The sequence below is a fragment of the Arcanobacterium phocisimile genome, assembly GCF_016904675.1.
In the GTDB taxonomy this organism is placed as follows: Bacteria; Actinomycetota; Actinomycetes; order Actinomycetales; family Actinomycetaceae; genus Arcanobacterium; species Arcanobacterium phocisimile.
In genome coordinates, this window is sequence record NZ_CP070228.1 from 1,689,447 (window position 1) to 1,712,848 (window position 23,402).

At 50.6% G+C, this 23,402-nt stretch carries 22 protein-coding genes and 1 tRNA gene; 14 read left to right on the forward strand and 9 right to left on the reverse strand.

Annotated elements, in window-relative coordinates; genetic code table 11:
• The first annotated feature begins 10 nt into the window (after positions 1 to 10).
• The 3 genes from xseA to JTE88_RS07675 are packed head-to-tail and all read left to right on the forward strand — an operon-like array spanning position 11 to position 2,463.
• On the forward strand, positions 11 to 1,264 hold the full coding sequence (xseA, locus tag JTE88_RS07665; RefSeq protein ID WP_204424081.1) for an exodeoxyribonuclease VII large subunit: 1,254 nt from the start codon (positions 11 to 13) through the stop codon (positions 1,262 to 1,264).
• Complete coding sequence (locus JTE88_RS07670; RefSeq protein WP_204424083.1) at positions 1,261 to 1,518, forward strand: exodeoxyribonuclease VII small subunit; 258 nt, start codon at positions 1,261 to 1,263, stop codon at positions 1,516 to 1,518. The genes xseA and JTE88_RS07670 overlap by 4 nt, the downstream gene beginning before the upstream one ends.
• The gene (locus JTE88_RS07675; protein WP_204424084.1) at positions 1,519 to 2,463 is read left to right on the forward strand and encodes a carbohydrate kinase family protein; all 945 of its coding nucleotides are present in this window, start codon (positions 1,519 to 1,521) and stop codon (positions 2,461 to 2,463) included.
• Between the two features lie 80 nt (positions 2,464 to 2,543).
• On the opposite strand, the gene JTE88_RS07680 is transcribed toward JTE88_RS07675, so the two are convergent.
• Positions 2,544 to 3,305: an isoprenyl transferase gene (locus tag JTE88_RS07680; protein ID WP_204424086.1), complete on the reverse strand. Its 762-nt coding sequence runs from the start codon at positions 3,303 to 3,305 to the stop codon at positions 2,544 to 2,546.
• Between the two features lie 222 nt (positions 3,306 to 3,527).
• Here JTE88_RS07680 and trhA point away from each other — a divergent pair, with 222 nt between their 5' ends.
• The 4 genes from trhA (at position 3,528) to JTE88_RS07700 (ending at position 6,017) form a co-directional block, all read left to right on the forward strand.
• Positions 3,528 to 4,193, forward strand: coding sequence for a PAQR family membrane homeostasis protein TrhA (trhA, locus tag JTE88_RS07685; protein WP_204424088.1), 666 nt, complete (start codon positions 3,528 to 3,530; stop codon positions 4,191 to 4,193).
• Between the two features lie 160 nt (positions 4,194 to 4,353).
• Complete coding sequence (gene greA, locus JTE88_RS07690; RefSeq protein WP_204424090.1) at positions 4,354 to 4,833, forward strand: transcription elongation factor GreA; 480 nt, start codon at positions 4,354 to 4,356, stop codon at positions 4,831 to 4,833.
• Between the two features lie 3 nt (positions 4,834 to 4,836).
• Positions 4,837 to 5,526: a peptide-methionine (S)-S-oxide reductase MsrA gene (gene msrA / locus JTE88_RS07695; protein ID WP_204424091.1), complete on the forward strand. Its 690-nt coding sequence runs from the start codon at positions 4,837 to 4,839 to the stop codon at positions 5,524 to 5,526.
• Between the two features lie 56 nt (positions 5,527 to 5,582).
• The gene (locus JTE88_RS07700; protein ID WP_204424093.1) at positions 5,583 to 6,017 is read left to right on the forward strand and encodes an FKBP-type peptidyl-prolyl cis-trans isomerase; all 435 of its coding nucleotides are present in this window, start codon (positions 5,583 to 5,585) and stop codon (positions 6,015 to 6,017) included.
• A 156-nt stretch (positions 6,018 to 6,173) separates the two neighbouring features.
• On the opposite strand, the gene JTE88_RS07705 is transcribed toward JTE88_RS07700, so the two are convergent.
• Positions 6,174 to 6,980 (reverse strand): Bax inhibitor-1/YccA family protein, encoded by an 807-nt coding sequence (locus JTE88_RS07705; RefSeq protein ID WP_204424094.1) that lies wholly within the window; start codon positions 6,978 to 6,980, stop codon positions 6,174 to 6,176.
• Between the two features lie 255 nt (positions 6,981 to 7,235).
• Between JTE88_RS07705 and JTE88_RS07710 the strand changes: the two genes are divergently transcribed.
• Together JTE88_RS07710 and JTE88_RS07715 are read left to right on the forward strand one after the other, a co-directional pair.
• Positions 7,236 to 8,177, forward strand: a complete 942-nt coding sequence (locus JTE88_RS07710) for an ABC transporter ATP-binding protein (RefSeq protein ID WP_204424096.1) — start codon at positions 7,236 to 7,238, stop codon at positions 8,175 to 8,177.
• The gene (locus JTE88_RS07715; RefSeq protein WP_204424097.1) at positions 8,174 to 8,983 is read left to right on the forward strand and encodes an ABC transporter permease subunit; all 810 of its coding nucleotides are present in this window, start codon (positions 8,174 to 8,176) and stop codon (positions 8,981 to 8,983) included. The genes JTE88_RS07710 and JTE88_RS07715 overlap by 4 nt, the downstream gene beginning before the upstream one ends.
• Positions 8,984 to 9,110: 127 nt before the next feature.
• Here the strand turns inward: JTE88_RS07715 and JTE88_RS07720 are convergent.
• Positions 9,111 to 9,184, reverse strand: a tRNA-Leu gene (locus JTE88_RS07720).
• Between the two features lie 171 nt (positions 9,185 to 9,355).
• Between JTE88_RS07720 and nhaA the strand changes: the two genes are divergently transcribed.
• The 5 genes from nhaA to JTE88_RS07740 all read left to right on the forward strand — a co-directional run bounded on the left by nhaA (position 9,356) and on the right by JTE88_RS07740 (position 12,045).
• Positions 9,356 to 10,633: a Na+/H+ antiporter NhaA gene (gene nhaA, locus JTE88_RS07725; RefSeq protein WP_204424099.1), complete on the forward strand. Its 1,278-nt coding sequence runs from the start codon at positions 9,356 to 9,358 to the stop codon at positions 10,631 to 10,633.
• Positions 10,634 to 10,792: 159 nt separating this feature from the next.
• Positions 10,793 to 10,981, forward strand: coding sequence for a hypothetical protein (locus JTE88_RS07730; RefSeq protein ID WP_204424101.1), 189 nt, complete (start codon positions 10,793 to 10,795; stop codon positions 10,979 to 10,981).
• Between the two features lie 309 nt (positions 10,982 to 11,290).
• Positions 11,291 to 11,467 (forward strand): hypothetical protein, encoded by a 177-nt coding sequence (locus JTE88_RS07735; protein ID WP_204424102.1) that lies wholly within the window; start codon positions 11,291 to 11,293, stop codon positions 11,465 to 11,467.
• A gap of 71 nt (positions 11,468 to 11,538) precedes the next feature.
• Positions 11,539 to 11,748, forward strand: a complete 210-nt coding sequence (locus JTE88_RS09310; protein ID WP_420826931.1) for a hypothetical protein — start codon at positions 11,539 to 11,541, stop codon at positions 11,746 to 11,748.
• Positions 11,749 to 11,793: 45 nt separating this feature from the next.
• Entirely contained in the window at positions 11,794 to 12,045 is a 252-nt protein-coding gene (locus JTE88_RS07740) for an integrase core domain-containing protein (protein ID WP_204424104.1), read from the forward strand.
• 258 nt (positions 12,046 to 12,303) lie between these two features.
• Here JTE88_RS07740 and JTE88_RS07745 read toward each other — a convergent pair whose 3' ends face one another.
• The 6 genes from JTE88_RS07745 to mfd form a co-directional block, all read right to left on the reverse strand.
• Positions 12,304 to 15,555: a DUF5979 domain-containing protein gene (locus tag JTE88_RS07745; protein WP_204424106.1), complete on the reverse strand. Its 3,252-nt coding sequence runs from the start codon at positions 15,553 to 15,555 to the stop codon at positions 12,304 to 12,306.
• A 143-nt stretch (positions 15,556 to 15,698) separates the two neighbouring features.
• Positions 15,699 to 16,655, reverse strand: a complete 957-nt coding sequence (locus JTE88_RS07750) for a Ppx/GppA phosphatase family protein (RefSeq protein WP_204424108.1) — start codon at positions 16,653 to 16,655, stop codon at positions 15,699 to 15,701.
• Between the two features lie 4 nt (positions 16,656 to 16,659).
• Positions 16,660 to 17,238, reverse strand: coding sequence for a DUF501 domain-containing protein (locus JTE88_RS07755; RefSeq protein WP_204424109.1), 579 nt, complete (start codon positions 17,236 to 17,238; stop codon positions 16,660 to 16,662).
• 34 nt (positions 17,239 to 17,272) lie between these two features.
• Positions 17,273 to 17,767 (reverse strand): FtsB family cell division protein, encoded by a 495-nt coding sequence (locus JTE88_RS07760; protein ID WP_204424111.1) that lies wholly within the window; start codon positions 17,765 to 17,767, stop codon positions 17,273 to 17,275.
• A 452-nt stretch (positions 17,768 to 18,219) separates the two neighbouring features.
• On the reverse strand, positions 18,220 to 19,500 hold the full coding sequence (gene eno, locus JTE88_RS07765) for a phosphopyruvate hydratase (protein WP_204424113.1): 1,281 nt from the start codon (positions 19,498 to 19,500) through the stop codon (positions 18,220 to 18,222).
• A 336-nt stretch (positions 19,501 to 19,836) separates the two neighbouring features.
• Positions 19,837 to 23,352 (reverse strand): transcription-repair coupling factor, encoded by a 3,516-nt coding sequence (gene mfd, locus JTE88_RS07770; RefSeq protein WP_204424114.1) that lies wholly within the window; start codon positions 23,350 to 23,352, stop codon positions 19,837 to 19,839.
• Positions 23,353 to 23,402 lie beyond the last annotated feature (50 nt).

Sequence of the window (23,402 nt, forward strand, 5' to 3'; positions counted from 1 at the left end):
CAAAACGCCCATGAGCAGAACGGTTACCATTCCGGTTGACCTGCCACAGGTGGCCAGGGAAACAACTCCCGAACACCCGTGGCCATTACGTCTGCTTAACGCGAAAATCGCCGAATACATCGCCAAAATGTCTCGTTTATGGGTTGAAGGGGAAATCATTACCCTCACTCGTCGGCCCGGCGCGAAGGTCCAATTCTTCACCCTGGCAGACCTCGAAGACAAAGCCTCCATCACCTGCAAAATCTTCACCCACGCACTACCTGAAGGAATCGAATCAGGATCGCGCGTTATCGTCTGTGCAAAACCAGACTTTTGGACCGGCAACGGTAGCCTATCTCTCCAGGTCGACGAAATCCGCGCAGTTGGATTAGGCGATATTTTGGCTCGCATCGAAGCGTTAAAAAACAAACTCGCTGCCGAAGGGCTCTTCAGCCTGAAACTCAAAAAACCGCTCCCGTTCCTTCCCAGATCCATCGGGCTCATCGTCGGTCGCAACACCAAAGCTCTACACGACGTCCAAGTTAATGCCCGCGCCCGCTGGGCAAGCGCACAATTCGCGGTGCGAGAAGTCGTGGTCCAAGGCCCAACCGCCGTCCAAGAAATGATTCCTGCACTGACTGAACTCGATGCCCTACCCGAAGTAGACGTTATCGTCATCGCCCGCGGCGGCGGATCAGTCGAAGATCTTCTGCCCTTCTCCGACGAACGGCTCATCCGGGCTGTAGCACAAACCGACACCCCCGTCGTCTCGGCTATCGGTCATGAAACGGATAATCCGCTACTAGACCTCGTCGCCGACTTCCGTGCCTCGACCCCAACCGACGCCGCACGTTCCATTGTCCCTGATGTCAGCGAAGAACATGCCGGCGTGCTCGACACACTTAACCGCGGACGAACCGCCATGAACTCACTACTAGAACGGGCACTTACAGATATTCGCACGCAACGCTCCCGGCCAGTTCTCGCCCAACCACACACCATGTTCGAAACTCGCGGGCTCGAACTCACCCAACTGCAACAATGGCTACGCAATAATTTCGACCGCCTGCTCACCCACCACACCAACAGCGTTGAATCTTCACTAGCCCGCTTGCGCGCGCTCTCACCGTTGTCCACTCTGCAACGCGGATACGCAGTATTGCGCACCGAAACCGGCGTCGTCACTAGTGTTGATAACGCCGAACCAGGCTCAACGTTGATCGCACAACTCCACGACGGCACAATCACCACCACGGTCATGTCAGCTGAAAGGAACGAATCATGAATCCTCGCGACCCACAACAACTCGACGCCCAGGTCGCCGAACTCAGCTACGAAGACGCCCGCAGCAAACTTGTCGACACCGTCGCCCGGCTCGAACAAGGCAATATTCCACTCGAAGAGGCCCTCGAACTATGGGAGCTCGGTGAAGCACTGGCTCGCCGTTGCGAAACGTGGCTTGCTGGCGCCCGCGAGCGCCTCGCCCAAGCTCAAGAACAAACACGGGCTGTGCTCGATAACGCTTCAGGTGACAATTAAATGTCGTCGTTTATGGTGATCGGGGAATCTCTCCTCGACGAAGTTCAACGCGGTAATGTTCGCACCACGCATCCTGGTGGTGCGCCACTCAATGTTGCCGCCGGGCTTGCACGTCTTGAGCGTGACGTCACCCTCGTGACCCGGATCGGCGGCGACGACGACGGCGAAACTATCATCAATTTCCTCGCCGATTCCGGGGTGCGCCTGTATCCCGGGTCGATTGATTCGCATCCGACGTCAATCGCACACGCCCAATTAGACGTGCACGGTAATGCCAGTTATACGTTTGATCTGCGATCTGATTTCCCGCAACCGCCTGCCGGTGGGCCAGCACTCAAACCACGCCTGGTTCATATCGGATCAGTGGGAGCACATCTCGAACCTGGGGCTAGCACTCTGCGTTCCTGGCTGAGATATCTTGGCCAATTTTCAACAATCTCATACGATCCGAACGTCCGGCTAGGAGTAATGGGCCCAGCTGCTAAGTTACGTAATGAAATTGATGAATTGATGCCGGCTATCGACGTCGTCAAAGCTTCCGTTGACGATATGCGGGCCTTGGGTGGACCTACGGAGCCCGGAGAAAGCGCTCGTTATTTCCTCGAGCGCGGAGCACAGCTCGTCGTGATCACTATGGGTGCCGAGGGACTCGTGTTGGCAACGCCTGAGGCCGAGGTACACGTGCCGTCAGTGAATATGCCGGTTGTTGATACGGTCGGCGCAGGAGATGCACTGATGGCGGCACTTATTGATGGATTGTCCCGAATGAGCGTACTGGGCGGGGAAGACGGCGAAGCCTTGCGAGACATTTCCCGGCAAGGTCTTGCTTCGTTGGGGTCTTACGCCGCAACTGCAGCTGGGATTACTGTAGCACGCCCGGGTTCCCACTCTCCCACGCGTGAAGAATTATCGTTATCGATGGAGCTGTATTCCGGCGGAGTGTAGTCACTGCTGAAATTCTGCACAGTTGCAGAATGTTAGCGGCGTCGCGGAAAGATTCGCACGGTCGCAGAACACCGGGAGCGCTACTTGCCTTTGCGGCGTTCACGTGACGAAAAATCGCGCAGGGCACGCAGAAAGTCGATACGTCGGAAATCTGGCCAGTAGGTTTCACAGAAATACAGTTCGGTGTGAACGGTTTGCCAGAGCATAAAGCCGCTCATACGCTGCTCACCCGACGTGCGGATAATCAAATCGGGATCGGGTTGCCCCTTAGTGTATATGTGGCTAGTAATAGCATCCACACTGATCGATTCTGCTACATCGGCTAGCGTTTTCCCTAACGCAGCCTGCTCATGTAAATAATCTCGTACTGCTTGGGTGATTTCTTGGCGCCCACCGTAGCCGATAGCTACGTTAACGATCATCCCTGTGTGGTCGCTGGTTTGGTTTGCCGCTGTGCGTAAGGACTTAGCTGCTTCTGCGGGAAGGAGGCTCAGATCGCCTAGTAGACGAATTTGCCAAGTGGAGTGAACTGCAAGCTGAGCGACTGCTGTCACGATAATATCGAGCAACTCATCGAGTTCTTTGGGCGAGCGTTGCAGATTTTCAGTGCTGAGCATCCACAGCGTCACGATAGATACGCCGGCTTCTTCAGCCCAACCGAGAACTTCAGAGATGTGATCTGCGCCTTGACGGTGACCGTGTGACACGGGTGTTCCTAACGCACGCGCCCAACGCCGATTTCCGTCCAGAATAATCCCGATGTGCCGAGGAACTTCGACCCCTTTGATTTCGCGAGAAAGCCTGTGCTCATAGACTCTATAGAGGAAATCCATGGGGATCATCAGCTCACCACCTTCTGTCTCTGGCGCGTTTACTGCAAGTTATTGAGACCGGTTAACCAATCGATGTCAGCGTGCACGCTCTTTAATTTATCTTATCCTATATGTGCTCATACAAAGGAATATTTAGATCTCGATAATGTCCTCTTTACTGCGAAACTTTTCTCAGATGCTATAAATCTTGAGCTTGAGGGTATAACCTGAAAGTAAGTTGAGGGGAGCATTATGGCATCGAGAATTCTAGAATATAACAACGCAGAACTACCCAAACCACGGCTACGGGGTTGGATCCATGCCTTAACTGCGCCGCTTGCGTTAGCGAACGGTATCTTGTTAGCGGTTTTCGCTCCCGACGTCGGCGCGAAAATAGCGTGTTTAGTTTTCTTAGCTGCGTCGTTCTTATTGTTTGCCAATTCTGGTATCTATCATATTGGCGCGTGGAGTCCGCGGGTTGAAGGTATCTTGCGACGTATTGATCACGCGAATATTTTCTTGCTCATCGCCGGAACATACACTCCGTTGGCAGTTCTGCTCCTAGATCAACGCGACCAACTCACAGTTCTACTTATCGTGTGGGGCGGAGCAATCGCAGGTTCGTTGATGCATATTTTCTGGCCGACTTCCCCTCGCTGGCTTAACGTGCCACTGTATATTGCCTTGGGATGGGTGGCAGTCTGGTACTTACCTGATTTCTGGGTAAATGGAAGCCCGGTCATTGTTTGGCTGATCCTGGCTGGTGGAATTTCCTATACGCTCGGAGCGCTCTGCTACGCCTTTCAACGGCCAAACCCGTGGCCAAACCTTTGGGGATTTCACGAATTCTTCCATCTGGGAACGCTGGGCGGTTTCGCTACACAGGTTGTCGCTATCTGGCTAGCCATATATGCATAACGCTTAGCTAGCGGCGAATATCGTCGATAGTAATTGTTCTATGCGGCGTTTAGTGGTACGCTCACGCTCAGATAGGTTCATGTCCACTCCTTGTGGACATGTCTTTTTTATCCACGCCTTGGCAATCCATATTGCCCAGCATGACACAAGGAGAACGCACATGGCTGAAACAACCTGGCTCTCACAAGAAACATTCGATCGTCTCAACGCTGAGCTCGAACATCTCAAGACCACTGGTCGTACCGAAATTGCTACCAAGATTGAAGAGGCTCGTTCAGAAGGCGACTTGCGAGAAAACGGCGGCTACCATGCGGCACGTGAAGAGCAGTCCAAGATGGAAGGCCGTATCCAGGAACTGACCTACCTTCTCGAACATGCAGAAGTTGGCGATTCCCCACAGGAAATCTCCGAAGTCGCCCCAGGACTTGTCATCACCGCGGAAGTCAACGGAAAAGAAAAGAAGTTCTTGCTCGGTTCACGTGAAGCAGCCGATTTCGTTGACATTGACGTCTATCCAGAAACTGCTCCCCTTGGCTCGGCGATTATGGGTAAATCCATCGGCGATGAGACCTCCTATACTGCGCCAAACGGTAAAGAATTCTCCGTCAAAGTTCTCGGTATCGAACCATTCCAAGGCTGATTGATGTTTTCTCGTTCACCACTGCCGGATAATCCCACACCGGTTTTACCTCACCCCCACCCGCATACCGTGCTCGGTACAGATATTATGGCCGAACCCGAACCCGGCCAGCAGGTTATTTATCTCGCTGGTGGATGCTATTGGGGCGTTGAAGAAATTATGTGGCAACTTCCCGGAGTAGTTAGCACATCGGTAGGTTTCATGGGTGGAACGACTGCCAATCCGACATACCGCCAAGTCTGCACCGGATTGACTGGTCACACTGAAACGGTACGTGTTGTTGCTTCCGACGAAGCTATTCCCCAACTCATCAAGACCTTTTGGGAGATGCATGATCCGACGTCGTTAAATCGCCAAGGTAATGACGTCGGAACCCAGTATCGTTCAGCTATCTTTGTGACCACTGAATCCCAGCAAAAACTCGTCGACGAATCACTTTCTGCATACTCGCAAGTGTTGGCTGAAGCTGGTCAAGGCGAGATCGTCACAGAGATTCGCACTGCTGAGCAGGCAGGCCCGTTCTATCTCGCAGAAGATGAACATCAGCAGTATCTTGATAAGAACCCGTTCGGTTACCGTTGCCACGCAGCAACAGGCATGCCGTGTCCGATGCCGGGTAGTGGTCCACTTGCTCAACAAGCAGATGAAAATCCGTCTGGTAACAAACCACAGTCGTTTATCGATCTCGACTAATATTGCAGTGTTATACGTAGTCTTTACCGACTATTTCTACAGCGAAAGGTAAAACGATGGCAGTTGAACTTCCTACGGTCGCAGGTTCATTCGGAGAAACTCCCGAAATAACCTATCCATCACCTGATGCTCCACGGGGCCTTAAGGTTGTCATGCTTGAAGAAGGAACCGGCACAGTTGTGCATGCTGGTGACGAGGTTGAGGTGAATTACCACGGTCAGATTTGGGATGGCGAACTCTTCGATTCGTCATACTTCCGTGGCGAACCTACCCGCTTCCCTATCGGCGTCGGAATGGTTATCAAGGGCTGGGATCAGGCGCTTGTCGGCAAGCAGGTTGGCTCGCGTGTCATGATCGTTGTCCCGCCAGAAAAGGGTTACGGTCCAGCCGGTAATCCGCGTGCAGGCATCAAAGGCGACGATGTTCTCGTCTTCGTCGTTGATATCCTCGGGGTTAACCAAACCGCTTTTTCTACGCACTCGATCCGATAAGTAGACACGTAAGCGTCTGCCGAACGTCTTAACGGCAAAGTGGTGCTAGTGACCTGTGGTCAACGCTCCCCTGTTTGTACGGCGCACACCTATTACTACAACATAAAAGTTGGGTCCGGTATCGATTTGATACCGGACCCAACTTTTATTCACGTGTTATCGATTATCAGCCAAAATCGCCAATAAACGCAGCACCTCGATGTAGATCCACAGAATGGTCATGACGATGCCCAGAGCCGCTGTCCATGCGAACTGGGCCGGAGCGCGACGCACAATTGCTTCATTGATCTGCTCAAAATCTGCGATGAGCATGTAAGCAGCAACAAGAATCATCGCTGCACCAATAAGTACACCGAATGGGCCGTTACGCACGCCGAAACCTTGAAGGACACCCGTTGCTATCAAAACAGTGTTGAGTAGGGAGAACACAAGGTAGCCAAGTGCAACAACGTAAACGAATTTACGACCACGCTTGGTGGTACGGACCGCACCTGAGTAGTGCAAGCCGAGGGTAACACCGACGATGACGAGGGTAGCCAAAATAGCCTGGAATGCGATACCTGGGTAGAAGATATTGAACGCTGCGGTAATAGTTCCTAGGGCGATTCCCTCAATAGCTGCATATCCGAGCGCTAAACCTGGGGATACCATCGGTTTGAAAGCTGCGAAGAAACCAAGTCCCAACGCAGTAAGTGAAGCAATCAACGCCACGGCGGGCATGGACGGTGTTGGGACGACGAAGGCTGCAATGATGCCTGTAACAACGGTGACGCCAAGCAACAAGGCCGTTTTGTTCATGGCATCGGTGTATGTCATGAGTCCATCGGTAGGCTGTGCGTCAAAAGCGGTTGGTGTTGGCTGTGCAGGCATCTCAGGCCGCATACCAGCCTGCTGGCCAAACTGGTTTGGCCGTTGAGTCTGACCCGTGAAATACGGGTTACGAGACATTACTGGGTTGCTCATTAAAGAACCTCCAAGCTCAGTTTTGCGTGCAATTTACACGCGTGTATAACTGAAGATTCTACCTGACCCGCAGGTTGAGCCAACCATCTTTTTCTCTCGCAGGCGAAAACTCACAAAGTTTTCTGGGTTTTCCCAGAATTGCTCGACTTTTCCACACATCCTGAGGTAATAGTTTCTTGTGGAAAACCATCCGTGTGCGACAGTAACTCTAGTAGGATAGACCTATCATCATCAACCATGAAAGGATGTGATGGCATGATAACTGTCGATCATTTGTCGAAGAATTATGGCAAAGTCCAGGCAGTTCGCGATCTTTCATTTACCGTACGTGATGGCGCAGTTACCGGCTTTCTTGGCCCTAATGGCTCCGGAAAATCTACCACCCTGCGATGTCTTCTCGGGTTAGATAACCCAACATCTGGTGGTGCCACTATTGATGGCCAATCTTATGTTTCCTCGCCGGCACCGATAACCAAAGTTGGCGCCTTGCTTGACGGTAAAGCATTCAACCCTAAAGTAACCGCTCGTCGCCATCTGCAGATCGTTGCTACCACGCATGGTCTTCCGTCGTCGCAGATCGATCGCGTTTTAGAAACTGCTGGTATTGCGTCGGTCGCGAAGAAAAAAGTCGGCGGATTTTCTCTCGGCATGAGCCAACGCCTCGGTATCGCCACGGCGCTTCTAGGCGATCCGGAATATCTTATTTTTGATGAGCCGGTAAACGGTTTGGATCCCGACGGCGTGAAGTGGGTTCGTAATCTGATGCGTCGATTAGCGGAAGAAGGTCGAACTGTTCTCGTGTCGTCTCACCTGATGTCCGAAATGGCGTTGACGGCGGACGACGTCGTCATCATCGGTCGTGGTCATTTGATCGATGCCGGACCAATCGGTAAGTTTACCCATTCGTCGTCGCGTACCACCGTTCAGGTAAGCGGCCCAGAAACCGAAGCTATTGGGCGAGCGTTGAGTAACCACGGTGTGGAGTTCACTTTTGAACAACCTGCACAAGAACGGCCACACGGTCGCTTCATTGTGGCTGGCTCTACTTCTGAAGTCATTGGCCATATGCTTTACCAGAACAATATCGAGCTCCATGAGCTATCTGAAATCCACTCTTCACTTGAAGATGTCTTTATGGAATTAACTGATTCAGCTGTCGATTACCGGATGGGTAACGAAGATGGAGGTGCACAGTGACTGCCACACACTATTCATCGGTGTATGCAACTGGGGCGAATAACAACACGTTCGGACGCTCGTTTGCTAGCGAACTGTTGAAACTGCGTCATCGTACGTTGTCTCTCAACGTCATCGTTTTCGCTATATTGCTCATCGGTGCGCCATCGGCAAGCGCATTCTTCTCACGTTCCGAGGCTGAAGGCTTTGCGCTATCAGTTCAAGATGCCGTCGGTGGCTTCCAACTGTATTTGCTGCTGGCAATAATTATCGGCACTCTGGCGGTGACGGGCGAATACGCCTCAAATACCATGCGTACAACAGTCCTCGCCACACCACGTCGGCTTGTCGGTTTGCTGGCAAAAGTCCTCGCTGTCGCTCTCTACACCGCGCTAGCCACGATCGCTATCATCACGGTAGCGTTTTTGATTATTTTCATCATCGCTGGCGGAAACTCCAGCCTTGACGGGAACGACGTCCTGATCTTGGTTACACTGCTTGGACTCAACGTACTTACTGCCGTGATGGCAACCGGACTCGGCTATATTTTACGATCGACCGCTGGCGGAATCAGCATGATGATCGCATTCATCTTCCTGCTTCCGCTAGTGACGCTCATCTTCGCTAAGTTTGATACCTTCCGTTACTATGTTCCACCGAATCTGCCACTGGTACTCATGGATACAGCACTACAAGCAAATCAAGGCATGCCTGTCAGCGATGACATGCTGGTGTATCCACCACTAGTGGCATTCCTCATTTTCGGAGGCTATACCCTGATAGTTACTGTGCTCGGCTACCTACGCTACGAAAAATCAGACGTGTAAGTTTCGCCAAAAAGCGCAGAAGGTATCGGCACCTCAAGCCCAAAACCTCACGCTAAAACGTAGAAAACAAACATTGCACGGATAGGCAAAGGCCCGCGATATCTCAACGATATCGCGGGTCTTTGAGTGCCTCCAGTGGGACTCGAACCCACACTGAACAGATTTTAAGTCTGCTGCCTCTGCCGATTGGGCTATGGAGGCACGGTAGTAACAACTACCGTGCTAATCCTAATAGTTCAGACGCAGATAGGCAAAATTAAAACAATAAACAGCCATATTTCTGCCAACCTCGACACAGTCTGTCAAAAGCACCCGGCTTTACAGCGTAGAATTATCACTGATTATATGTAAAGAGAAGAATGGAGCTGGCAGATGCCACATCGCCAAAACCCGATCGCTCGATATCGGCGTGCACTACACAATGAAGCCACCGCAGGAATCGTCCTCATTGTTGGAGCAATTCTTGCACTTATCTGGGCTAACTCGCCTATCCGCGAATCCTACATGACGTTATCTGAAACTGTGATCGGGCCACATTCGCTCCACCTAGATCTCACCATGTCAGAATGGGCGGCAGATGGCCTCCTTGCCATCTTCTTCTTCATTGTTGGAATGGAGCTCAAGCACGAGTTCGTTGCTGGATCACTGCGTGACGTTAAACAAGCACTTGTGCCGATCCTTGCCGCAGTCTTCGGCATGGTTGGCCCAGTAGTTGTCTACGTCGTCATTCAAGCACTCACCGGATCGACCGTCTACGACGGCTGGGCAGTACCCGTCGCCACAGATATCGCTTTCGCGCTCGCTGTCTTAGGCGTCTTCGGTAAAGGCTTCCCACCGGCAGTGCGGACGTTCCTCATGACCCTCGCCGTCGTCGATGATCTTCTCGGCATTATCATTATTGCTATTTTCTTTTCCAACGGCCTGAACTTCCTCTATCTATTCATTGCGCTGGCCATCGTTGCAGTCTTTGGCGTGCTTGTGCGCCGTCGCATAACGAAATGGTACATTCTGTGGCCACTAGGCATCCTTACCTGGTATTTCATGCACATGTCTGGCGTTCACGCGACAATCGCTGGCGTTCTTCTTGGTATGACTATCCCAGTTATCACCACCCGAAAAGAGCCTCAGCCGCTGACACAAACCTTAACCGAGAAACTTGAATTCTATTCAGCTGGGTTTATTCTGCCAATCTTTGCCTTCTTTGCAGCTGGCGTCAACGTCGTCGATTCAGGCGGCTTTGGTAGCATGCTCGTTGATCCGGTATCCATGGGAATCTACCTCGGCCTCCCGCTCGGAAAATTCCTCGGCATTTTTGGTGGCGTGTACTTCATGATCAAAGTTCTACGCCTCAAACTCGGCCACGGCGTCGACCTTCCCGATATTTTCGCTATCTCCTGGGTTGCCGGTATCGGATTCACCGTCTCACTGCTGATCGCAACGTTAAGTTTCACTGAAGGAAATCCGCACGGCCCACATGCCCGTGTTGCGGTCCTTCTCGGTTCATTACTAGCACTGCTAATCGGTGCGTTCTTCTTGCACTTACGCGCTGGCCAACATCAACGAGGCATCGCACCGAAGGGCTCACTACAAGTGAAGTCCCTGACCCGCGAAAAGAAGAACCGCAACCGCTCAACGAAGCGCAAGAAGTAAGGATCGTTTGCATTCAAGTGTGGGGAGTATATCTTATTGAGATACACTCCCCACACTTGTGTCTATCGTATCTGAACTTGCAGTGTTCAAATTGGTTGACAACATTGTCATATCAGATTGAAGCATCCCGGGTTTTCTTCCGTTTGAGAAGATGGCACGATGTTTATCGTGCCAAAGAAATTTGATCAAGATGCTAAGGATCGGGTGGTCGGGCTTATCGATGATAGGGTCCTTGCAGAAGGACTAACTATTAGTATTGCGTGCCAGGTTGTGGCACCCAAGCTTGGGGTTTCGTGGCATTCGGGGCGTCAATGGGGTCAACAATCACGGCGTTCGGGTGGGGTTTAAACGGGCTCAAGAAGAGGTTATTACGGAAAATGCTCGGCTGGGATGAGAAATCTAGGAGTTACGTGATATGAATGAGGTCAGATAAGCTGCGTCAGCTTTTTTCGCGTCCGAACTCGGCCCGTGGGCGTTGGGAAATGATTGCGTTTATTGATGAACATAAGGATCGTTTCACATGTCGTGTTTCATGTGCGTGACGTTGAATTAAGTATCGTGAGGGAGGATTCATTACCTCTCGTGGTTATCGTTATGCCAAGTCGGTTCCGTTAAGCGCTCGAGCCAGACGCGATAGTGAGTTTGTGGGGATTATGCGTGGATATTCATGCCTCGAATTATGGTGTGTATGGGGTGGGTGAGATGTGGCATGCTTTAGGGTGTGCCTGGATCATGATTGGGTGTGAACAAACAGCTAGGCTTATGCGTTTAGCCGGCTTGTCAGGCAAAGGTAAAGGGCCGATCCTCGGTGGTGAGTCGGCTAAGAAGATGTGAAGATACTCGTCTTGATTTAGTTAATCGTCATTTCCGTGCCGTTAAACCCGGCCAGTTATGGGTGGGGCGATATGACGTATGTTCGAACACGTCAGGGGTTTGTGTATGCGGCTTTTGTTGTGGATGTTTTCAGCCGTAAGATCGTGGGGTGGGCGTTGTTGGATTCTATGCGAACCCAGGCTTTACCAGGCGTTAAACCAAGCAATTGCTTGTGCGAAGGAGGTCAGCGGGCTAGTAGACCATGGCGATCATGGTTCCTAGTACGCTTCGATTGTGTATAACGAGCACCTAGCACAGGGGAGGGATTATTCCCTCAACAAGGTAGCGTGGGTGATAGCTACGATAATGCTTTAGCTGAGAATGTCAATGGTTGTTATAAAAACGAGCTTATTCATCCTCGTACATGGCAAGACGTACTCGAAGTGGAAATCGCTACTTTTGAATGGGTAAGTTGGTGGAATAAGACACGGCTACATCAAGCACTCGACTACCGCACACCGCTCGAAGTTGAAAACGATTACTGGCACACCGTTAACACAACACAGAAAATACAAACACCAACCAGGGCACAAGCCTAGGAAGAAAACCCGGTACACTTCAGCCTAATCCGGTAGGTTGTGTTGTTCTTCATTGGGTCCTTTAATTACGCTTTCGATGGCTTATCTGTTTGTTCAGATTTCACCTTCATTGACCTAGACTCAGGCCACACTAAGGCCTGAGGATTCTTACGACTCCAAGCATCAGAAAAGGGAATATAAAAGCTTCCCGTCACGGTTAATTCTGTAACGGGAAGCTATTATAGCTAGATTATTATCTAGCTTATTCGATTCAAATCATCATGCTTTCTTTTTACGGCTGATGAAGAAACAACCAATGGCGACCATCGCAATTGCTAGAATTCCTAATCCACCAATTTCTAGGCCGGTCTTGGCTAGCGGCGTAGGCTCTTCAGGTGTGAGGGATGGTTTATCTTCCATGACAACCTTGGCGTCCTTAGCAACAACAAACTCGTCACCCTGCTTGACCTCAACCTTGCCACCATTCTTATCGAACGACACACGGAAAGTAATCGACTCAGCCTTATCAAAACCAAGTGGAGCCTGATCCTCAACCATGGTGTAAACACCAGCAGTCAAACCAAACACCTTAGCCTGGCCCTCAGAAGTCCACTCATGAACAACCTTGCCATCAGCTTTCTCGCCTTCAACAATCTTCAAAGACGCACCAGCCAGCTCTTTACCCTGACCAGCAATAACCTTCGAGAACGTCACACCAATTTCTTCAGGCTTATAGTCATTGACAAATGCTGCCTCAACCAGCTTACTCTTTGTAACCTCTACCGTGACAGGATCAGGATTCTTAACCAAAGTAAAACCAGCAATCTTCGTATTACCAACTTCTTTCACAGTACACGAAGTACCAACAGGGAACTCCTTGCCCACAGAAACAGGAACACCATCTCCCCTGGCTTTCACCGCGCCTACCTGATCACCACAGGTATAAGAAAACTCAAATTCCTTATCCTTAGCAGCATCAGTCGTAACACCAGTAACCAACTTCTTGACCTGGAAAGTAGCCTTCTCAGGCTCAACCTTCTCATAGTGGTTGTTAAAAGTAGCTACATTTGCCTTATTTTTAGCTAAAACAACCGTCGTATCAGCGGCTTTGATCTTCAGCACATAACCTGGAACATCAGTATTACCAACTTCTTTCACAGTACACGAAGTACCAACAGGGAACTCCTTGCCCACAGAAACAGGAACACCATCTCCCCTGGCTTTCACCGCGCCTACCTGATCACCACAGGTATAAGAAAACTCAAATTCCTTATCCTTAGCAGCATCAGTCGTAACACCAGTAACCAACTTCTTGACCTGGAAAGTAGCCTTCTCAGGCTCAACCTTCTCATAGTGGTTGTTAAAAGTAGCTACATTTGCCTTATTTTTAGCTAAAACAACCGTCGTATCAGCGGCTTTGATCTTCAGCACATAACCTGGAACATCAGTATTACCAACTTCTTTCACAGTACACGAAGTACCAACAGGGAACTCCTTGCCCACAGAAACAGGAACACCATCTCCCCTGGCTTTCACCGCGCCTACCTGATCACCACAGGTATAAGAAAACTCAAATTCCTTATCCTTAGCAGCATCAGTCGTAACACCAGTAACCAACTTCTTGACCTGGAAAGTAGCCTTCTCAGGCTCAACCTTCTCATAGTGGTTGTTAAAAGTAGCTACATTTGCCTTATTTTTAGCTAAAACAACCGTCGTATCAGCGGCTTTGATCTTCAGCACATAACCTGGAACATCAGTATTACCAACTTCTTTCACAGTACACGAAGTACCAACAGGGAACTCCTTGCCCACAGAAACAGGAACACCATCTCCCCTGGCTTTCACCGCGCCTACCTGATCACCACAGGTATAAGAAAACTCAAATTCCTTATCCTTAGCAGCATCAGTCGTAACACCAGTAACCAACTTCTTGACCTGGAAAGTAGCCTTCTCAGGCTCAACCTTCTCATAGTGGTTGTTAAAAGTAGCTACATTTGCCTTATTTTTAGCTAAAACAACCGTCGTATCAGCGGCTTTGATCTTCAGCACATAACCTGGAACATCAGTATTACCAACTTCTTTCACAGTACACGAAGTACCAACAGGGAACTCCTTGCCCACAGAAACAGGAACACCATCTCCCCTGGCTTTCACCGCGCCTACCTGATCACCACAGGTATAAGAAAACTCAAATTCCTTATCCTTAGCAGCATCAGTCGTAACACCAGTAACCAACTTCTTGACCTGGAAAGTAGCCTTCTCAGGCTCAACCTTCTCATAGTGGTTGTTAAAAGTAGCTACATTTGCCTTATTTTTAGCTAAAACAACCGTCGTATCAGCGGCTTTGATCTTCAGCACATAACCTGGAACATCAGTATTACCAACTTCTTTCACACTACACGAAGTACCTAGCGGAAAATCTCCTACTTTAGCTAACTCGCCGTTACCCTTAACGGCTATCGTTCCTGTCTCACCACCACAAGAATACGAGAACTCAAACTGCTTGTTTTTACCAGCATTATTTTCAGTTCCAGTAACATGTTTTTGAACTAGGAAGGCTCCTTTTTCCCGCTCATACTTGTTGACAAAAACAAACTCTGCAGTCTCATCCTCTCCAATGGTCAAAGTCTGTTCTTTAGGCTTCAGCAGCGTATAGCCGTCAACCTTCGCAGAGTCCGCATTCTCTTTAATAGTGCAAGAAGTACCAATAGGGAAAAACTTGTCCGCGACCTTTTCTTCACCTGCTTGGAGAACTAGTTTTCCAGACTGCCCATCGGTACACGTGTAGCTAAACTCATATTCTTTATTCTTATTTTCTTCACCTGTAAAACCGGAAACAGTTTTTTTCACCTTAAAAGTATTAACTGTTGGCTTTTCACGTGTTATAATGTTTTGATTTCTCGGGTTTTCAGCTTCATAAATACCAATATGAATCGTGTTATATTCAAAATACGAGATTTCAACTGATTCTTGCAGAATTTGTTTCACTAAATCCTTGATTTTTTTCTGTGTTTCAGTCGGAAAATAACGCGTACGTGAATCTGTAGGATTGGAGCCAGCTTTTCTATAATCTGTCAAACTCCAAATAGCACCCTGCACTGCCAAAAAATACGCTTCTTTTTCCGGTGCACGGTGGTCTTCGAACCCCGTCCTACCTTTGAAGGTATTCGCAAGACTTTCAAGTTCTTTTCGATGGTTTTCGGAATATTTTATAACTTGCTTTACGCGCGTTAAGAGCTCTTCAGCGCTGTTGGATTTAGGATCCTCTACCAGTCTTTTAAGATTATCTGCGGTCGGATCTAACTTTTTAAACAGTGGATTTTTTGCCCCCCATCTCTTCAAAAAAGTTTTATTGAGGTTAATACACCAACCATCAACTTCAGTTTGACCATCTTTAATTTTTAACACATTACCAAATGAGGACATATAGCCTTCATATTTATATTCATCAGCATTGGCCACCTGAGTAAACGAGCTAAACATCAACACAAGTGTCAATAACAGGCTTGCAAATTTAGCAATTTTTTTCATACGCGATTCCTTTCTAATGCATTCGAATTTTAATACAGCAACGAAATTTCTAACTAGGTCTTTCGGAAAGTAGGAAATATACCTTCAACCCATACATTTGCAATAATTAGGTTGATAAAATATATCTGCTCACGCTTGTTCAATTACAAGCGCGCCGCTTTTAGCGCTAAGCCGTCAAGGATATCGTGCTCGGAAATAGTCACCGCTGATATCTGATGCTCAGCTTCAGCACAGCGTTGCACAATACGTCGCACGACTTCTTGCCACACTAGTGCCCCAGCTCCCATCACATCCGCGCGTTGTGGATGCAAGAACGGGACTGCTGCCCGTTCCGCACCAGAAGCGTTGATAAACCAATCAGTAGCACGCTCAATTTCGGCAATACTCATCGATAAACCATGGATACGCTCAGAGTCGTATGTCTCCAAGCCAAGGGCTAATGCAGCCACAGATGTTACTGTTCCTGCCAAACCAACGATTGCGCGAGCCTGGCCAAGATCCACATGATATTCTGCCTCATCGAGTGCGTAGCGAATATCTGCACGCGCCAAGGCGATTTCTTCACTCGTTGGAGGATCAGATTTTAGCCTTCGTTCACGCATCCGCACTGACCCTACATCCATCGAAAACGCACTGATCACACTACCGTCGCGCTTACCTAAAACAAGTTCGGTTGAACCGCCACCTAAATCTATCGCAAGCATCGGCTCTATTGGATCAATAAGCGCTGAGATCGCACCCGCAAAGGACGTGCGTGCTTCTTCATCGCCGGAAAATACATTGACATCAACACCCAACCGTTCGCGCACACCGTCGATGAAAATATCTCGATTCGCAGCGTCGCGAGTAGCTGACGTCGCCGCGAAAACAACCGACTCGCATTCATGGTGACGGATACGTCGGGCATAGTCATCCACCACAGCTAACGTGCGTTCCAGCGCTTGGGGATCGAATTGTCCCGTACTATCGACTCCTTGGCCGAGCCGCACTATCTCAAGCCTGCGATCAATATCAGTTAGCTTGCCGTTTTCATCAACATCGGCGATCAGCAATCGAATCGAATTCGTACCGCAGTCAATCCCAGCAACTCGCTTCGTCATTCCTTCACCCCTGGGTTGTCCAAGCGTCTGACTCGGCATCGTCGTGTGAACCACAGTGACACACGTTCGGATCCCATCCGGCCTGTGCCAGAGCATCATCGCCAGCCGGGCAAACCCCTGGGCCTACCGCAAGCGCATAGCCAGCCAACGCGTGTAAACACTTCACGCGGTCAGGCATTCCACCAGCGGACTTACCAGCGATTTCTGGGACTTCATCAAGGATGTCGCGGCGTGCAACATACGATTGGTGTGCTCGAGTATGTGCCTGCGCGTACTGCGGGTCATTAGCTAGGCGTTCGTTATATTTAACCATGTCTCCGGAGCTTTCAATTCGCGAAATTTCGCGCACTAGCCACGGGTAGGACAGGTAGAACAAAGTAGGGAATGGTGAACCATCAGGCAACCGTGGATAGGTAATTGTCACCGCTGGTGCACCACATACACAACGAGCACCGATACCGACGAGTCCACGCGGATCACGACCGAGTTGTTCAGTAAGGATCTCTCGATCACCGGGACGGATTTCGGTGGCCTTGACTGCAACTCGTTGTAGAACGTCGAGTGGAATAGAAACAGAGGTCATGTCGCCTAGTCCTTTAGGTTAGATTGGTCTGGGTTTACTGCTGGAATTCTTGCTGTGGGTCTTGGGTCGGCGTCGATTCCGGCGGCGTCGATTCAGTTGTTGGGGATTCCGGTGCCGGTGCTTCCGGCTCCGGAGAGTCGTTGAGAATCGGGGTATTTTGCGGGTTGGCGCGTTCCCCAACTTGCCCGGCGATAACTAGGGAGTCCCAACCGGTGACGAAGAACGGTGTTTTTTCCCGGCGAAGCCGGTTCACTTCTTCCGTGCGCTTATTCAGCCGCGTCGTTGCATCGCCTTGTTTGGGATCCTTAGCAATATATAAGGTCTGCCCCGGCATAACAAATCCGAGCCGTTCGCGCGCTTGAGCCTGGATGAATACCGGATCGCTCCAGAGCGCCTTTTCTTCTTCAAGAGTTTCGACTCGTTCTTTCGCAATAGCAAGTTCCGATTTTGCTTGACGGATTTCTTCTTGTTGCGCCAAATACTGCGTGAGCGGATTAGCTATGATAAGAACTCCGATAAGGGCGAACATCATAATAGTTGCTAAACGTAACGAGATCCGGTGCGTCTTATCTCGCCCTTCGAAAACGATATGGTGTTCTTGAGAAAAGCGGGACCGGAAGCCCTGTTTTTGACTTCGTTGTACGCCGGGCGTCGATCGTCTTTTCTGGCCGGGTCGCGGCGGGTTCGTCAATGGTTTCGTGTGCCGTTGGCTCGTTGCGCGTACACGAGATGATCCGGGGGTCCCGGATGAGTGCTTTTTCGGACGACGAACCATGCCTATAAGTTTAGAGCTCTTGGAGCTAAAACGGGAGAGGGAGGCGGTGAGCCATCCCACCATCTTTATTCGACGCGAGAAATTTGTCTTTCGCCCTTGCCTCTTTACGTCTCCGATGGGAGTAACGCTAGGTAAAATATACGTCAGGCGGTCCTGCTTTCGCGGAACCGCCTGACGTATATGTTCTAGCTTAAGCTAGTTGAGTCTCATGCCTTGAAGCGTGGGAATGCCGAAGCGCCAGCGTAAACTGCTGCATCGCCGAGTTCTTCTTCAATGCGGAGCAACTGGTTGTACTTGTTGACGCGCTCGCCACGAGCTGGTGCACCAGTCTTGATCTGACCGGAGTTAGTTGCAACTGCGAGGTCAGCAATGGTGGTGTCTTCGGTTTCACCGGAACGGTGGGAAGTCATTGACTTGTAACCAGCGCGGTGTGCTGCTTCAACAGCTTCGAAGGTTTCGGTGAGAGTACCAATTTGGTTGACCTTCACGAGGAGTGCGTTAGCCGCACCGAGCTTGATGCCCTTCTCAAGGCGCTCTGGGTTGGTGACGAAGAGATCGTCGCCAACGAGCTGGACGCGATCGCCAACATGCTCGGTGAGGGACTTCCATGCATCCCACTCATCTTCAGAGAGTGGATCTTCGATGGAGACGATTGGGTACTTGGCGACGAGCTCATCATAGTACTTGACCATGTATTCAGTGTCGCGCATTTCGCCTTCGAACTTGTACTTGCCATCTTCGAAGAATTCGGTGGAAGCGACGTCGAGTGCGAGTGCAACATCCTTGCCTGGCTCTAGGCCGACCTTCTTGATTGCTTCAACAATCAGATCGAGAGCTTCGGCGTTCGAACCGAGGTTTGGCGCGAAACCGCCTTCGTCGCCCAGGCCGGTGTTCAAGCCGCGATCCTTAAGAACGGACTTGAGTGCGTGGTAAACTTCTGCACCCCAGCGCAGAGCTTCCTTGAAGGTGGAAGCGCCGATTGGCGCAATCATGAATTCCTGAATATCAACGTTGGAATCTGCGTGGGATCCACCGTTGAGGATGTTCATCATTGGAACTGGGAGAACGTGTGCGTTTGGTCCGCCGAGGTATGCGTACAGTGGCAAACCGGCAGACTCAGCAGCGGCCTTAGCAACTGCGAGGGAAACGCCGAGAATGGCGTTTGCGCCGATCTTGCCCTTGTTGTGGGTGCCGTCAAGGTCGATGAGAGCTTGATCGAGGTAGCGCTGATCGGAAGCTGAAAGGCCAATGATTTCTGGCTCGATAACTTCAGATACTGCCGCAACAGCGTCAGCAACGCCCTTGCCACCGTAGCGGGACTTGTCACCGTCACGACGCTCGACAGCTTCGAATGCGCCGGTTGATGCACCGGATGGAACTTCCGCGCGAGCGAAAACACCGTTGTCTAGAAGAACCTCAACCTCAACGGTTGGGTTGCCACGGGAATCAAGAATTTCACGGGCGGCGATTGCCTCAATAAGTGCCACAAGGACTCCTTTAAATTGTTATTTTTGGTCTTGCAGTCTCGTGCTGGAAAGTTTTCCAACACGTACTCTTCTATTGTCCTACGTTTTGTGTCATTTGGGTATCCCGATGGCCATACTGATCGAAATTACTCACGACAAGAGCTAAACGGGCATAATTTTTTGGCTATATCCCGGCTAAAAGTCCTATGAGATAGTCGATTACGCGTCTGGCTTATTCCGATCGGCTCATCGATTTTTCAGAGCAGAATACTTCTTATCCGACATGCGATCACCGCGAACCTCAACTGCATACTCGCTAGCGCGCTTGCCTGCCATCGGCCGCAAAATTGTCGCTGGTCAGGCCAGCAGTTGCTCCATAATCTTTTTCACTGCCGCAATCATTTCATCGTTTTCTAACATTGTCTGCGCAGCAAGCACGCTACGTTCGTGTGACGATCGATGTAAATCCGATAGCGGAATCAGAATTGTACGTATTGCAGCTTTCGCCACAGCTTTCGGATACAACCGGCGCAGACGAGCATGCTTGGAGTCTGAAAGGACTACCGGAGCGATCCGCAGGTTCTTTCCCATCACAGTGATTTCTTCAACACCATACGAGCGCGCTTGTTCCCGCAGTGCAGCAAGGGCGAACAACCGATCTACTTCCACCGGTATCTTGCCATACCGATCGATGAGTTCTTGGCGCACGTCATCACGCTGTTGCTCGTTAACCGCCGAAGCAATCTTCGTGTAAATCTCTAACCGTAAGCGTTCCGAAGTCACCCAACGTTCTGGAACATAGGCTTCGACGGGGAGCTCGATACGCATTTCTGCTTGTTGTTCAGCTTCGGTGCGTTTATCTTGCCCGGTCAACTGCGCTACAGCTTCCGAAACCATCCGCAGATAGAGATCGAATCCGACTCCGGCGATGTGCCCGGACTGTTCACCGCCCAAAATATTTCCAGCACCACGAATTTCAAGGTCTTTCATTGCGACCTGGATACCGGCACCGAGCTCCGAATGGGCAGCAATGGTACGCAGTCGTTCAATCGCAGTTTCAGTCATCGACTTATCGCGTGGATACAGGAAGTAGGCGTAGGCGCGCTCTCTTCCTCGCCCCACTCGGCCACGTAGCTGATGAAGCTGAGATAAGCCAAGTTTATGAGCATCTTCGACAATCAACGTATTTGCGTTCGAAATATCGAGGCCGGTTTCCACAATTGTGGTACACACAAGTACGTCTATTTCTTTATCCCAGAATGCTTGAATAACATCTTCTAGCTGGGTTTCACTCATCTTTCCATGCGCCACACCCACGCGTGCTTGTGGAACAAGTTCGGTGATCTCATGAGCTACTCGATGGATAGACTGGGTGCGATTATGGACATAAAATACCTGACCATCACGCAACAATTCACGTTTGATAGCGGCCGAAATTTGCCGGTTTTCATGCGCACCCACGTAGGTGAGAATCGGGTGGCGTTCTTCCGGCGGGGTAGCCAGCGTCGACATCTGGCGAATACCCGTCACTGCCATTTCCAACGTTCGCGGGATCGGCGTTGCCGACATCGACAGCACATCAACTGACGAATACAACTGTTTGAGCATTTCTTTGTGTTCGACGCCGAAGCGTTGTTCTTCGTCGATAATGACCAAACCTAGGTTTTTGAAGCGGACGTCTCCGGTGATGAGTCGATGTGTCCCGATAACGACGTCGATCGTTCCTTCACGCACGCCTTTTCGGACGTCTTCGGCTTCTTTCGCGCTTTGGAAGCGCGACAAGCTAGCTACTCGGACCGGGAATCCGGAGTATCGTTCGATGAATGTCTCGGCGTGCTGTTGGACAAGCAACGTGGTTGGTACAAGCACGGCAACCTGCATATTATCTTGGACTGCTTTGAACGCTGCGCGTACCGCGATCTCAGTTTTTCCATAACCGACGTCGCCCGAGATGAGCCGATCCATGGGTTCTGGCGATTCCATATCGCGCTTGACCTCTTCGATGGTGGTCAACTGATCTGGGGTTTCGACGTACATGAACGCATCTTCAAGTTCGCGTTGCCACGGTGTATCTGGGCCGAACGCATGACCTTTAGTTGCGCGACGCTTGGCGTAAAGCCGGATGAGTTCTTTGGCGATTTGTTTGACTGCTGCGCGCGCTTTCGCTTTGGTTTTATCCCAGTCAGCACCGCCCATCTTGTTTAGTGACGGGGAATCACCACCGGAATATTTTGTTACATAATCGAGCTGATCGGTAGGAACCCACAGCTGGTCACGAGCCCCGCCGCGTTTCGAGGCCGCGTATTCGAGCACGACGTATTCGCGTTGGCTGCCAGATGAACCCCCAAGTGATCGTTTAGCTAGCTTGACGAATTGCGCGACACCGTGGCGTTGATGAACGACGTAGTCGCCTGGCTTAAGCTGGAGCGGATCGACGGCGTTTTTCCGCCGCTTTGGCATGACTTGCTGAGGAACAAATCCGGATTTTTTGCGTTGCAACAAATCTTGGGAGCCATAGATTGCGATCTTACGTTCTTCGTCCACGAAGCCGGTCAGCATCGGAACAGCCGCCACATAGATGACACCCGCGGTAAGTTCTTCTGGAAGATCTTCTACATAGGAGACTGCATAGCCTGCTGATTCGATCTGTTCAGCTAGTCTTCTACCAAGCCCTGGACCTTGCGTGGTGAGCACGATCTGCCAGCCTTGCCGCCCAAGCGTGCCTACGTGTTCGATTGTGGCATCAACGTTACCGCCGAAGCTTTGTGGTTCGTGAATATGAAAATCGGTCGCGTCTGGGTGAGGCAAGCCGCCTATCGTCCACCAATCTTGACCTGCTTCGATCACCGACGCACGAGCAGTAGACAGCGCGATGAACGACGCCATATCAACTGAAACTGGCAACTGCCCACCAGCCACCGCGACATTCCAGGCAGCTGCAAGAAATTCTTCAGTTGTTTCTACCAGCGAATCAGCTCGAGCTACTACTCGTTCTGGCTCCATGACGATAAAGCGCGAGTTTTTCGGCATAAGTTCACTGACCGGGGTCATGGACGGAACCAGAACTGGCATCAGTGATTCCATGCCTTCAACCGCAATGCCGTTGGCAATTTTTTCCAACATATCTACTGCACCGGGCAACTGCGTCATGGCCTCACTTGCCCGCGAACGCACATCATCAGTGAGCAGTAATTCCCGGCATGGCGGAGCATAAACATGTGCGCGTTTGTTCAAAGAACGCTGGTCAGCCACTGCAAAGGTACGGATGTCGTCGACTTCGTCGTCGAATAATTCGATACGTAACGGATGAGCTTCAGTTGGTGGGAAGATATCAATGATGCCACCACGGATGGCGAACTCTCCGCGATTTTCAATCATATCGACGCGTGAGTAGGCGGCATTAACCAGCTGCTCTTGGAGATCTTCCATATCGATAATATCGCCGAGCTTGATCCGCACTGGAACAAGCTCGCCCAGACCATGTGCTACCGGTTGAAGCAAGGCACGTACTGGAACAATAACTGCTAGTAATGGCGGAAACTCTTCCGGGTGGGCAAGGCGACGAAACGTCGATAACCGGCGTGCAACTGTATCCGCACGCGGAGATAGCCGCTCATGCGGCAAGGTTTCCCACGCAGGCAAAATAGCGACCGATTCTTCGGGCAAGAATGTATGAAGTAGCGTTGCTAATTCGTCGGCTTCACGCCCTGTTGCAGTGACAAGAACATGGGTTTTTGCGATATCTCGATTGATGATGGCAGACAGTAGCGGCGCCGATGCGCCACGTGGCACTGTGATATCACAGTGATGCCCATCGAGCTCCTGAAATTGCGGAGCAGATGAGAATAGACGCTGTAATACTGAAAGATCCATACCGGCCTTCTTTATATTGTGGAGATCTGCGAAATATCGAGGGAAATTGA

Excerpts from the sequence above, each read along its gene's own strand:
- xseA (WP_204424081.1), top strand. The coding sequence starts at position 11 with ATGAGCAGAACGGTTACCATTCCGGTTGACCTGCCACAGGTGGCCAGG.
- JTE88_RS07670 (WP_204424083.1), top strand. The coding sequence starts at position 1,261 with ATGAATCCTCGCGACCCACAACAACTCGACGCCCAGGTCGCCGAACTC.
- JTE88_RS07675 (WP_204424084.1), top strand. The coding sequence starts at position 1,519 with ATGTCGTCGTTTATGGTGATCGGGGAATCTCTCCTCGACGAAGTTCAA.
- JTE88_RS07680 (WP_204424086.1), bottom strand. The coding sequence starts at position 3,305 with ATGATCCCCATGGATTTCCTCTATAGAGTCTATGAGCACAGGCTTTCT.
- trhA (WP_204424088.1), top strand. The coding sequence starts at position 3,528 with ATGGCATCGAGAATTCTAGAATATAACAACGCAGAACTACCCAAACCA.
- greA (WP_204424090.1), top strand. The coding sequence starts at position 4,354 with ATGGCTGAAACAACCTGGCTCTCACAAGAAACATTCGATCGTCTCAAC.
- msrA (WP_204424091.1), top strand. The coding sequence starts at position 4,837 with ATGTTTTCTCGTTCACCACTGCCGGATAATCCCACACCGGTTTTACCT.
- JTE88_RS07700 (WP_204424093.1), top strand. The coding sequence starts at position 5,583 with ATGGCAGTTGAACTTCCTACGGTCGCAGGTTCATTCGGAGAAACTCCC.
- JTE88_RS07705 (WP_204424094.1), bottom strand. The coding sequence starts at position 6,980 with ATGAGCAACCCAGTAATGTCTCGTAACCCGTATTTCACGGGTCAGACT.
- JTE88_RS07710 (WP_204424096.1), top strand. The coding sequence starts at position 7,236 with ATGATAACTGTCGATCATTTGTCGAAGAATTATGGCAAAGTCCAGGCA.
- nhaA (WP_204424099.1), top strand. The coding sequence starts at position 9,356 with ATGCCACATCGCCAAAACCCGATCGCTCGATATCGGCGTGCACTACAC.
- JTE88_RS07730 (WP_204424101.1), top strand. The coding sequence starts at position 10,793 with ATGTTTATCGTGCCAAAGAAATTTGATCAAGATGCTAAGGATCGGGTG.
- JTE88_RS09310 (WP_420826931.1), top strand. The coding sequence starts at position 11,539 with ATGACGTATGTTCGAACACGTCAGGGGTTTGTGTATGCGGCTTTTGTT.
- JTE88_RS07745 (WP_204424106.1), bottom strand. The coding sequence starts at position 15,555 with ATGAAAAAAATTGCTAAATTTGCAAGCCTGTTATTGACACTTGTGTTG.
- JTE88_RS07750 (WP_204424108.1), bottom strand. The coding sequence starts at position 16,655 with ATGACGAAGCGAGTTGCTGGGATTGACTGCGGTACGAATTCGATTCGA.
- JTE88_RS07755 (WP_204424109.1), bottom strand. The coding sequence starts at position 17,238 with ATGACCTCTGTTTCTATTCCACTCGACGTTCTACAACGAGTTGCAGTC.
- JTE88_RS07760 (WP_204424111.1), bottom strand. The coding sequence starts at position 17,767 with ATGTTCGCCCTTATCGGAGTTCTTATCATAGCTAATCCGCTCACGCAG.
- mfd (WP_204424114.1), bottom strand. The coding sequence starts at position 23,352 with ATGGATCTTTCAGTATTACAGCGTCTATTCTCATCTGCTCCGCAATTT.